The sequence below is a fragment of the Bacillus sp. FSL K6-3458 genome (assembly GCF_038005045.1).
Lineage (GTDB): Bacteria > Bacillota > Bacilli > Bacillales > Bacillaceae > Bacillus > Bacillus altitudinis.
In genome coordinates, this window is record NZ_JBBOSI010000001.1 from 96,055 (window position 1) to 106,363 (window position 10,309).

14 protein-coding genes are annotated in these 10,309 nt (G+C 42.2%); all 14 read right to left on the reverse strand.

Annotated features, from left to right (window positions below; translation table 11 throughout):
* The gene (gene rpsC / locus MHH23_RS00605; protein ID WP_003217241.1) at positions 1 to 657 is read right to left on the reverse strand and encodes a 30S ribosomal protein S3; all 657 of its coding nucleotides are present in this window, start codon (positions 655 to 657) and stop codon (positions 1 to 3) included.
* A gap of 3 nt (positions 658 to 660) precedes the next feature.
* On the reverse strand, positions 661 to 1,002 hold the full coding sequence (rplV, locus tag MHH23_RS00610) for a 50S ribosomal protein L22 (RefSeq protein ID WP_007496316.1): 342 nt from the start codon (positions 1,000 to 1,002) through the stop codon (positions 661 to 663).
* A 17-nt stretch (positions 1,003 to 1,019) separates the two neighbouring features.
* A complete protein-coding gene (rpsS, locus tag MHH23_RS00615; RefSeq protein WP_003216920.1) occupies positions 1,020 to 1,298 on the reverse strand; it encodes a 30S ribosomal protein S19 in 279 nt (92 codons plus the stop codon).
* A gap of 57 nt (positions 1,299 to 1,355) precedes the next feature.
* On the reverse strand, positions 1,356 to 2,189 hold the full coding sequence (rplB, locus tag MHH23_RS00620) for a 50S ribosomal protein L2 (protein WP_007496314.1): 834 nt from the start codon (positions 2,187 to 2,189) through the stop codon (positions 1,356 to 1,358).
* A 28-nt stretch (positions 2,190 to 2,217) separates the two neighbouring features.
* Complete coding sequence (gene rplW / locus MHH23_RS00625) at positions 2,218 to 2,505, reverse strand: 50S ribosomal protein L23 (RefSeq protein WP_003217016.1); 288 nt, start codon at positions 2,503 to 2,505, stop codon at positions 2,218 to 2,220.
* A complete protein-coding gene (gene rplD, locus MHH23_RS00630; protein ID WP_007496312.1) occupies positions 2,505 to 3,128 on the reverse strand; it encodes a 50S ribosomal protein L4 in 624 nt (207 codons plus the stop codon). The genes rplW and rplD overlap by 1 nt, the downstream gene beginning before the upstream one ends.
* Before the next feature lie 27 nt (positions 3,129 to 3,155).
* Entirely contained in the window at positions 3,156 to 3,785 is a 630-nt protein-coding gene (gene rplC / locus MHH23_RS00635) for a 50S ribosomal protein L3 (protein WP_007496311.1), read from the reverse strand.
* Positions 3,786 to 3,822: 37 nt separating this feature from the next.
* Positions 3,823 to 4,131: a 30S ribosomal protein S10 gene (gene rpsJ, locus MHH23_RS00640; protein ID WP_003156464.1), complete on the reverse strand. Its 309-nt coding sequence runs from the start codon at positions 4,129 to 4,131 to the stop codon at positions 3,823 to 3,825.
* Between the two features lie 218 nt (positions 4,132 to 4,349).
* A complete protein-coding gene (locus MHH23_RS00645; RefSeq protein ID WP_340958710.1) occupies positions 4,350 to 5,309 on the reverse strand; it encodes an alpha/beta fold hydrolase in 960 nt (319 codons plus the stop codon).
* Between the two features lie 108 nt (positions 5,310 to 5,417).
* Positions 5,418 to 6,608 carry an elongation factor Tu gene (gene tuf, locus MHH23_RS00650; protein ID WP_007496302.1) on the reverse strand — a complete coding sequence of 397 codons (1,191 nt, stop codon included), beginning with the start codon at positions 6,606 to 6,608 and terminating at the stop codon, positions 5,418 to 5,420.
* A gap of 117 nt (positions 6,609 to 6,725) precedes the next feature.
* On the reverse strand, positions 6,726 to 8,804 hold the full coding sequence (gene fusA, locus MHH23_RS00655) for an elongation factor G (protein ID WP_007496301.1): 2,079 nt from the start codon (positions 8,802 to 8,804) through the stop codon (positions 6,726 to 6,728).
* Positions 8,805 to 8,858: 54 nt separating this feature from the next.
* Entirely contained in the window at positions 8,859 to 9,329 is a 471-nt protein-coding gene (rpsG, locus tag MHH23_RS00660) for a 30S ribosomal protein S7 (RefSeq protein WP_003216884.1), read from the reverse strand.
* A gap of 121 nt (positions 9,330 to 9,450) precedes the next feature.
* Positions 9,451 to 9,870, reverse strand: a complete 420-nt coding sequence (rpsL, locus tag MHH23_RS00665; protein ID WP_003216962.1) for a 30S ribosomal protein S12 — start codon at positions 9,868 to 9,870, stop codon at positions 9,451 to 9,453.
* Positions 9,871 to 9,983: 113 nt separating this feature from the next.
* A complete protein-coding gene (locus MHH23_RS00670; protein WP_008345416.1) occupies positions 9,984 to 10,232 on the reverse strand; it encodes a 50S ribosomal protein L7ae-like protein in 249 nt (82 codons plus the stop codon).
* Positions 10,233 to 10,309: the final 77 nt, after the last annotated feature.

Sequence of the window (10,309 nt, forward strand, 5' to 3'; positions counted from 1 at the left end):
TTATTTTCCTCCTTCCGCAGTATTCTTCTTAGTTGGAAGGACTTCTCCACGATAGATCCATACTTTTACGCCAAGCTTACCATAAGTAGTATCAGCTTCAGCAGTAGCATAGTCGATGTCAGCACGAAGTGTGTGCAATGGAACAGTACCTTCACTGTAATATTCAGAACGAGCAATATCTGCACCGCCAAGACGACCAGAAACCATTGTTTTGATTCCTTGTGCTCCAGCACGCATTGTGCGTTGGATTGTTTGTTTTTGTGCACGACGGAATGAAATACGATTTTCAAGTTGACGAGCGATGTTTTCAGCAACTAGCTGAGCATCAAGATCTGCTCTCTTGATTTCAAGAATGTTGATGTGTACACGTTTGCCAGTTAGGCTGTTAAGAGCTTTACGAAGTGCTTCAACTTCAGATCCGCCTTTACCAATTACCATACCTGGTTTAGCCGTGTGGATTGTGATATTTACGCGGTTTGCAGCACGTTCGATTTCTACTTTAGAAACAGACGCGTCAGACAAACGCTTGCTGATGAATTCACGGATTTTCAAGTCTTCATGTAAGAAGTCAGCGTAATCTTTTCCTGCGAACCATTTAGATTCCCAATCACGAATGACGCCAATACGAAGACCTACTGGATTTACCTTTTGACCCACGGATTATCCCTCCTTCTTTTCTGATACAACGATTGTAATGTGGCTAGTACGTTTGTTAATTGCGCTCGCACGACCCATAGCACGTGGACGGAATCTCTTAAGTGTTGGACCTTCGTCAACGAATGCTTGAGTAATCACTAGGCTGTTAGCGTCCAACTCGTAGTTGTGCTCAGCATTTGCGATAGCAGATTTTAATACTTTTTCAATAATTGGTGAAGCAGCCTTAGGTGTAAGGTTTAAGATAGAAACTGCTTCTCCTACTTGCTTACCTCGGATCAGGTCCATTACTAGACGTGCTTTACGAGGAGCAATACGGACTGTTCTTGCGACAGCTTTAGCTTGCATTTAAAAGCCTCCTCTCATTAGCGTCTTGTTTTTTTATCGTCACTAGCATGACCTTTGTAAGTACGGCTTGGTGCGAATTCGCCCAATTTGTGACCTACCATATCTTCAGAAATGAAAACAGGTACATGTTTGCGTCCGTCATAGACAGCGATTGTGTGACCGATGAATTGTGGGAAAATTGTAGAACGACGAGACCAAGTTTTTACGACTTGCTTTTTGTCAGTTTCATTCAATTTCTCGACTTTAGCCATCAAATGATCATCAACAAATGGTCCTTTTTTTAAGCTGCGAGCCATTGTGGAACCTCCCTTCGTGATTGAACTACGGTCCTAAATGAACCGTAGACAACCCCGTTACTTGTTTTTACGACGACGTACAATGAATTTATCAGACTTGTTGGTTTTCTTACGAGTCTTGAATCCAAGAGTCGGTTTACCCCATGGAGACATTGGTGATTTACGTCCGATTGGAGCGCGTCCTTCACCACCGCCGTGTGGGTGATCGTTAGGGTTCATTACAGAACCACGAACTGTTGGGCGTACGCCTTTCCAGCGAGAACGTCCAGCTTTACCGATGTTGATTAGTTCGTGTTGTTCGTTTCCAACTTGACCGATAGTCGCACGGCAAGCAGAAAGGATCATGCGTACTTCACCAGAGTTCAAACGTACAAGAACGTATTTACCTTCTTTACCTAGAACTTGAGCAGAAGTACCAGCAGAACGAACTAATTGTCCACCTTTACCTGGTTTTAATTCAATGTTATGCACAACTGTACCAACTGGGATGTTGATAAGTGGAAGAGCATTACCTGGTTTGATGTCAGCTTCTGGTCCAGAAGTAACTTCAGTACCAACTTGGATTCCTTTCGGAGCAAGAATGTAACGTTTCTCACCATCTGCATAGTTTACAAGAGCGATGTTCGCTGAACGGTTTGGATCATACTCGATTGTAGCAACGCGTCCAGGTATACCGTCTTTATCACGCTTAAAGTCGATGATACGGTATTGACGTTTGTGACCGCCACCTTGATGACGAACAGTCAATCTACCTTGGTTGTTACGTCCGCCTTTTCTGTGAAGCGGTGCAAGCAACGATTTTTCTGGTTTGTCAGTCGTGATTTCAGCAAAATCTGAAGTAGTCATGCCACGACGACCATTACTGGTTGGTTTATACTTTTTAATCGCCATTTTGAATTTCCCTCCTTCTTTTTAAGATTTACGCTTCAAAAATTTCGATTTCTTTGCTGTCAGCAGTTAATTTCACGATCGCTTTTCTGCGACGGCTAGTCATACCAGTGTAGCGTCCAACGCGTTTTGATTTACCTTTGTAGTTTTGAACGTTGACTTTCTCAACTTTCACTCCAAAGATTTCTTCAACAGCGTCTTTCACTTCTGTCTTGTTAGCTCTGACATCAACTTCGAACGTGTACTTCTTCTCTGTCATTAGATCAGCAGAACGTTCAGTAATGATAGGGCGCTTTAGAACATCACGAGGATCTTTCATTATGCAAGTCCCTCCTCTACTTTTTCAACCGCTGCTTTAGTGATCAGAAGTTTGTCGTGGTTGACAACGTCAAGAACGTTGATACCGTTAGCTTCAACAACTGTTACTCCAGGGATGTTACGAGCAGATAAAGCAACTGTTTCGTTTGCATCCGCAGTGACGATCAATGCTTTCTTCTCAACAGATAACCCTTTAAGGATGCCTGCGAATTCTTTCGTTTTCACTGCATCAAGAGTAAGATCCTCAAGAACGATGATGTTGTTGTCGATTACTTTAGAAGACAATACTGACTTGATAGCCAAGCGGCGAACTTTTTTAGGTAATTTATAAGAATAGCTGCGTGGTGTTGGACCGAATACGATACCGCCTCCGCGCCATTGTGGTGAACGGATAGAACCTTGACGAGCACGACCTGTACCCTTCTGTCTCCAAGGTTTACGACCTCCGCCACGTACTTCAGAACGAGTTTTTACTTTGTGAGTTCCTTGACGTAAGGAAGCTCTTTGCATAAGAATAGCATCGAATACTACGCTTTCGTTTGGCTCAATTCCAAACACAGAAGCGTTTAATTCGATTTCACCGTTAGTAGAACCGTTTTGGTTAAATAATGCTACTTTTGGCATGACTTGTTTCCTCCTTTCCTAAGAGAGTTATTTAGTTTTAACTGCACTCTTTACAGTTACTAGAGATTTTTTAGCTCCTGGTACGTTTCCTTTGATCAACAGAAGATTGCGTTCTGCATCAACTTTAACGATCTCAAGGTTTTGGACAGTGATTTGCTCTCCGCCCATACGTCCTGGAAGAAGTTTACCTTTGAATACTCGGTTTGGATCAACAGGTCCCATTGAACCAGGACGACGGTGGTAACGTGAACCGTGAGTCATTGGTCCGCGTGATTGTCCGTGGCGCTTGATAGCCCCTTGGAATCCTTTACCTTTTGATGTTCCTGTTACATCTACGATATCTCCATTTGCGAAAATATCAACTTTGACTTCCTGACCAACTTCATACGCATCTAACTCCACACCGCGTAATTCTTTTACGAAGCGCTTAGGAGCAGTTTCCGCTTTAGCAACGTGGCCTTTCTCTGGTTTGTTAGAAAGCTTCTCACGTTTGTCGTCAAAACCGATTTGGATTGCTTCATAGCCATCCGTGTCAGTAGTCTTCTTCTGAAGAACAACGTTAGCAGCAGCCTCAACAACAGTTACAGGGATAAGGTCACCGTTTTCTGCGAATACTTGCGTCATACCAATTTTTCTACCTAAGATTCCTTTGGTCATTCGTCACACCTCCTATAATATGTGTTTTCTATTTGAATTAAAGTTTGATTTCGATATCTACACCGGATGGTAAATCTAAACGCATAAGTGCATCAACTGTTTGTGGAGTTGGATTCACGATGTCGATTAGACGTTTGTGAGTACGCATCTCAAATTGCTCACGAGAATCTTTGTACTTATGCACCGCACGAAGGATTGTGTAAACTGATTTTTCAGTTGGAAGCGGAATTGGACCAGATACACTAGCACCAGAACGCTTAGCCGTTTCAACAATCTTCTCAGCAGATTGATCAAGAATTCTATGATCATATGCTTTTAAACGAATACGAATTTTTTGTTTTGCCATTATTTTCCCTCCTTTTCGCCTACTTACGTTAGACAGTTCTCCGTGAGAAAAACCTGATCACCTTGCCATGGCAAAGCGGCCGGGTGTGTCAGCAACCTCTCACTTCATCGCAGTCAAAGACCAACATGCACTATTGTACCAAATTGGCCTGCGTGTTGCAATAATAAATCGGATAAATTTATGATTTGCACACTTTTCATATTATACAGGGGTTCAGCCTATAAATCAAGCTTTCCCTGAAGATGATGTGTAGCTGTCTTCCTGACGATACGAATAAATTCTTCTGGCTCTTCAATATGCGGAGAATGCGCAGATTCTTTAAAAGTAAACCACTCTTTTATTGGTGCTGTAAGTTGATCAACATATGGTTTTGATACAGCAGCTGGTGTAATCATGTCATGTTCCCCGATGATAAAGTAGCAGGGTATTAATATAGAAGAAACTCGGTATTGAATGCTTTCGTTCATCAGCTCGTCCCACAGCATATCCTGGCTATACTTCTGTCCCATAAGGAATTTCCACTTATCTTTTAGCTGATAATGCTTACTAACGAGAAATGCAAACAGCATTTGAAAAAGTGGCTTCCACCTATGCGTGAGCCCTACTTTTGCGAACTCTTTGTATAGAGAGAACAAAGCATGAGCAGAGGTGCGTTTCCAAGGGGGTGGTGTCAGCAATCTTAGAAATCTAGTGAAGAAATGCTTGCCTTGATATTTTTTTAGAAGAAGTTCGTACGATACAATATCCTCTTTTAATACATCAACCACCTGACTAATTCCATAATAGGCATGATACAAATCTGGTCGTTTATGTACAGCTTGTATCGCAATTAATGATCCCCATGAATAACCCGCAATGTATATTTTCGTTTGATCATTATAAGAAAGCAGTTTTTCTGTAATCTCAATCGTATCCTCTACGAATTGCCCAATGGTCATAGAAGACTCAGGAATGTCTTTTTGATAAGACAGTCCTGCACCGCGCTGGTCCCAATGAACAACAGTGAAGTCTTGATCAAGTTCCTTATGAAAGGAATCGATATAACTCATTTGAGCTGACCCTGGGCCACCGTGTAAAAATAATAAAACGGGTTTTGTTTTTTCTGCTTGATCTTCTTTTATCATAATCCATTGATCAAGCCCGCCAATCAGCCACTTTTTCAACATTGTCTTCGCCATTCCAGTGATCCTCTCGGTTCCATTTAGATTCTATAGCTTATAGTAGCTGTTATGCACTGGAAAAGCAAAAAAAGAGACCCTTTTGCAAGGAGTCTCTTTTAACTGTTATTACTTAATGATAGTAGAAACGACGCCAGAACCTACAGTACGTCCACCCTCACGGATAGAGAAACGAGTTCCTTCTTCGATAGCGATAGTAGAGATAAGTTCAACTTCCATCTCAGTGTTATCGCCAGGCATTACCATTTCAGTACCTTCTGGAAGATGTACGATACCAGTTACGTCAGTTGTACGGAAGTAGAACTGCGGACGGTAGTTAGTGAAGAATGGAGTATGACGTCCACCCTCTTCTTTAGAAAGTACATAAACTTCAGCTTTGAAACGGCTATGTGGAGTGATTGTACCTGGTTTAGCAAGTACTTGACCACGTTGGATATCTTCACGAGATACACCACGAAGTAGTGCACCGATGTTGTCACCAGCTTCAGCATAGTCAAGAAGTTTACGGAACATTTCAACACCTGTAACAGTTGTTTTACCGTTTTCTTCTTGAAGACCGATGATTTCAACTTCGTCACCGACTTTAACTTGTCCACGCTCAACACGACCAGTAGCAACTGTTCCACGACCAGTGATTGAGAATACGTCCTCAACTGGCATCATGAATGGCTTCTCAGTGTCACGCTCTGGAGTTGGGATGTACTCATCAACCGCATCCATAAGTTCGAAGATTTTTGCTTCGTAATCAGCATCACCTTCAAGAGCTTTAAGAGCAGAACCTTTGATAACTGGTACATCGTCACCAGGGAAGTCATAGTCAGAAAGAAGGTCACGAACTTCCATTTCAACAAGTTCAAGTAACTCTTCATCGTCAACCATGTCACATTTGTTAAGGAATACTACGATGTAAGGAACACCTACGTTACGAGAAAGTAGGATGTGCTCACGTGTTTGTGGCATTGGACCATCAGCAGCAGATACTACTAAGATCGCGCCGTCCATTTGAGCAGCACCAGTGATCATGTTTTTAACATAGTCAGCGTGTCCTGGGCAGTCTACGTGTGCATAGTGACGAGTTTCAGTTTCATACTCAACGTGTGCAGTTGAGATTGTGATTCCACGCTCGCGCTCTTCTGGAGCACCATCGATTTGGTCATAAGCCATAGCTGTACCTTTACCAGATTTCTTATGAAGAACTGTTGAGATAGCAGCAGTTAGAGTTGTTTTACCATGGTCAACGTGTCCAATTGTACCAATGTTAGCATGCGATTTGGAACGGTCGAATTTTTCTTTAGCCATTCTAAAAATCCTCCTTAAAGGTTCATTGTATTTGGTATGAGTGATAGAAAGTGAAGAGTTACCTCTCACTTTCTGATCTTCAATAGTAGTTATACTTTAGTTTAAAGGCAAAATCAATTATTCACCTTTATTTTTTTTGATGATTTCTTCACTGATGCTCTTAGGCACTTCTTCGTAGTGATCCATGTGCATAGTGAAAGTACCGCGTCCTTGTGTGTTAGAACGGAGTGCAGTTGCATATCCGAACATTTCAGAAAGTGGAACCATAGCGCGAACAACTTGAGCGTTACCGCGAGCTTCCATACCTTCTACACGTCCACGACGAGATGTGATATCACCCATGATGTCTCCCATGTATTCTTCTGGGATAACGACTTCTACTTTCATCATTGGCTCAAGTAGAACTGGGTTACATTTGCTGACAGCATTTTTCAATGCCATAGATGCAGCAATTTTAAACGCCATTTCGTTAGAGTCAACATCGTGGTAAGATCCATCGAATAATTTTGCTTTGATGTCGATTAATGGGAATCCAGCTAATACACCATTTTCTAGTGAATCTTCAAGACCTGCTTGAATTGCTGGAATGTATTCACGTGGAACAACCCCACCGACGATTGCATTTGTGAATTCGAAGCCTGCGCCTTCTTCGTTTGGTTCGAATTCGATCCAAACGTGTCCGAACTGACCGCGTCCACCAGACTGACGTACGAATTTACCTTCAACTTTTGCACTAGAACGGAATGTTTCACGGTACGCAACTTGAGGAGCTCCTACGTTAGCTTCAACCTTGAACTCACGCTTCATACGGTCAACAATGATATCAAGGTGAAGCTCACCCATACCAGAGATGATCGTTTGACCAGTTTCAGTGTTTGTTTGTGTACGGAATGTTGGATCCTCTTCAGCTAGTTTAGCTAAAGCGATACCCATTTTATCTTGGTCAGCCTTAGATTTAGGCTCGATAGCTACATCGATAACTGGCTCTGGGAATTCCATAGACTCAAGGATAACAAGATTTTTCTCGTCACAAAGAGTATCACCAGTAGATGTATCTTTAAGACCAACAGCTGCTGCGATATCCCCTGCATATACAGTAGAGATTTCTTCACGGCTGTTTGCGTGCATTTGAAGGATACGTCCAACACGCTCACGCTTGTTCTTAGAAGAGTTCTTCACGTAAGAACCAGAATCAAGTGTTCCAGAGTATACGCGGAAGAAAGTTAGTTTCCCAACATAAGGGTCAGTCATAACTTTAAATGCAAGAGCTGCGAATGGTGCGTCATCAGTAGACTCACGTACAACCTCTTCATTTGTATCTGGCAATGTACCTTTGATTGCAGCAACATCAGTTGGTGCAGGAAGGTAGTCAAGCACAGCGTCAAGTACAAGCTGAACACCTTTGTTTTTGAAAGCAGATCCAACAAGAACTGGGTAGAATTCAACATTCAAAGTTCCTTTACGGATTGCAGCTTTCAATTCAGGAATTGTGATTTCTTCACCCTCAAGGTATTTTTCCATAAGCTCTTCATCAAGCTCAGCGACAGCTTCAATCAAGCTGCTGCGAAGCTCTTCAGCTTTGTCTTTATACTCAGCAGGGATTTCTTGTGCATCAGAGCGAGTTCCAAGGTCATCTTCGTAGAAGTATGCTACGTTTTCTACAAGGTCGATGATTCCTTCGAATTGATCTTCAGCGCCGATCGGCAATTGAATTGCATGAGCGTTCGCTTGAAGACGATCTCTTAATGTGCTTACAGAGTAAAGGAAGTCCGCACCGGTTTTATCCATTTTGTTAACGAATACGATACGAGGTACTCCGTAAGTTGTTGCTTGGCGCCAAACTGTTTCAGTTTGAGGCTCTACACCTGATTGTGCATCAAGAACAGCAACCGCACCATCAAGTACACGCAAAGAACGTTCAACTTCAACAGTGAAGTCTACGTGTCCTGGTGTATCAATGATGTTTACACGGTAACCTTTCCATTGTGCTGTAGTAGCAGCAGAAGTGATTGTAATACCACGTTCTTGCTCCTGCTCCATCCAGTCCATTTGTGAAGCTCCTTCGTGAGTTTCACCAATTTTATGGATACGACCAGTGTAGTACAAGATACGCTCAGTCGTTGTCGTTTTACCGGCATCGATGTGAGCCATGATACCAATATTACGAGTTTTGTCTAAGGAGAACTCTCTTGCCATTGGGTAATTTCTCCTTCCTTATTAGGGAATAGTTTTTTTAGTTTGGTATAAATCCTACCAGCGGTAGTGAGCGAATGCTTTGTTCGCTTCTGCCATTTTGTGTGTATCTTCACGTTTCTTAACAGCAGCACCAGTGTTGTTAGCTGCGTCAAGGATTTCGTTAGCAAGACGCTCTTCCATCGTTTTTTCTCCACGAAGACGAGCGTAGTTTACTAACCAGCGAAGACCTAAAGTCGTACGACGATCTGGGCGAACTTCTACAGGAACTTGGTAGTTAGCTCCACCTACACGACGTGCTTTAACTTCAAGAACTGGCATGATGTTTTTCAAGGCTTGTTCGAAAACCTCCATCGCTTCATTACCAGTACGTTCTTTGATGATATCAAATGACTTGTAGAGAATAGTTTGTGACTTTCCTCTTTTACCGTCGATCATCATTTTGTTGATCAAACGAGATACAAGTTTAGAATTGTAAATTGGATCTGGCAAAACGTCTCTTTTTGCTACAGGACCTTTACGTGGCATCTGAATAGCCTCCCTTCTCTTTTAAAAGGATTTCTATCTGTCTTTCATCTCAATTTCATTGTCAGCTGCCTGACTCCACTGATCTGAACTCAACTTCTAAAAACCCTTATGTTTGTTTATATTATTTGCTTTGTTTAGGGCGTTTTGTTCCGTATTTAGAACGTCCTTGCATACGACCGTCAACTCCGGCAGTATCAAGCGCACCACGAACGATGTGGTAACGTACACCCGGTAAGTCTTTTACACGTCCGCCACGGATAAGTACTACACTGTGCTCTTGTAGGTTATGTCCGATACCAGGAATGTAAGCTGTTACCTCAATCAGGTTAGACAAACGTACACGAGCATATTTACGTAGTGCTGAGTTTGGTTTTTTCGGTGTCATTGTACCGACACGAGTACAAACCCCGCGCTTCTGTGGAGATGTTACGTTAGTGTGCTCTTTTTTGAAACTGTTGTATCCTTTGTTAAGTGCAGGAGACTTTGAGTTTTCAACTTTACTCACGCGTCCTTTGCGTATTAGCTGATTAATTGTAGGCATGTTGTTATTCCTCCCTTCATTACTTTTTTTATAACCCACATACCCAGGTGGTTCATCAAAAGGCAAAAAACAATGCTTTTGCATTTTAAGCATGCAAAAACAAAACAAGTACGCTATAACATAATGGCAACAGCTGCTGCCCCAACTTCAATTCCGCAGGCCTTGCCGAGCTTTTTCATGGAATCTACCACTAAAATGTCTACACCCTTCTCTTGCGCTAGTTTCATTACACTAGCGGTTAAAGCAGGGTCAGCATCTTTCGCTACGACGATTTCCTTCACTGAATCTCGTTTCAGAGCTTTTACTGTTTGCTTCGTACCAATAATAATGGATTGAGCCTGTGATACTTTATCATAAGACATCGAATATCCTCCAAAGTAACAGGTTTTATTTTGAGCACCTTGGTTATATTATCATCATGGCAGAAGGATGTCAATAT